1 protein-coding gene is annotated in these 804 nt (G+C 36.4%); it reads right to left on the bottom strand.

Going from position 1 to position 804, the window contains the following annotated elements; all coding sequences use genetic code 11:
* Positions 1-53: 53 nt before the first annotated feature.
* A complete protein-coding gene (locus FD29_RS07415) occupies positions 54-563 on the bottom strand; it encodes a hypothetical protein (RefSeq protein ID WP_057888308.1) in 510 nt (169 codons plus the stop codon).
* Between the last annotated feature and the right edge of the window lie 241 nt (positions 564-804).

The following is an 804-nucleotide window of genomic DNA, read 5'->3' as shown; positions in this document are numbered from 1 at the left end:
AAGTTCTAAGTAAAGAGTTTAATCTTTACTTAGAACTAATCTTAGGTTGTTTCCTATTTTATCAAGTTATGTACATTCTCGATCAAGGCTTGGGAATCGGCAATTTGTTTATTAATTTCGGCAATCGTCGCTAAATATTTTTGCAAATCCGTCATCGATTGCGGATGAGTCTGAAAAGATTGATAATTCAGCTGCAAATCCAGCATCAATCCGTCCAACTTATCTCTCAAATTAATATGCTGTTGCCCGATAATTCGCTTCAACGATGGCCGCAACAGTTTTTTCATATCGTCGCTCAAACCACTCGTTTTATCGAAAGGATTGTATTGATAGGCTGTCACCACGATAAATTGTTCAACATCAAGGACCATCAAAACATCGTCCTTTTTGTAAACTTCTCGTTTTCCTCCTTCAGATTCATTGCAAGTCTGAAAGAAAGTGGCAGCTGTCAAAAATCGATTGACCCAAGTTTTGACTCTAGTTGGTACAATATTGAATCTAGTTCTAATGCGCATGGCCGCGTGTTTGCTGATCGTGTACTTTTGTGCGTTCGCGACTCCCATTTTTATCACTCCCATCATCGTATTTACGCGACTTTAGTGTATGGCATGACTTAATTCTTAGATATCGATTTTTAACGATTTTTATTTTTATCTTCCTCAATGATTTTCTTATATTGAGCTGCACTCTTTTGCAACAAAGTACCGACTTCAAGGGCAATATCATCGGGTTTCGTAATATGCATTAAGAAACAACCTAAGATTAGTTCTAAGTAAAGATTAAACTCTTTACTTAGAACTTTTT

It is taken from the genome of Companilactobacillus mindensis DSM 14500, from assembly GCF_001434275.1.
GTDB classification, from domain to species: Bacteria; Bacillota; Bacilli; order Lactobacillales; family Lactobacillaceae; genus Companilactobacillus; species Companilactobacillus mindensis.
This window is presented reverse-complemented; position numbering and strand designations above follow the sequence as displayed.

Excerpts from the sequence above, each read along its gene's own strand:
- FD29_RS07415 (WP_057888308.1), bottom strand. The coding sequence starts at position 563 with ATGGGAGTCGCGAACGCACAAAAGTACACGATCAGCAAACACGCGGCC.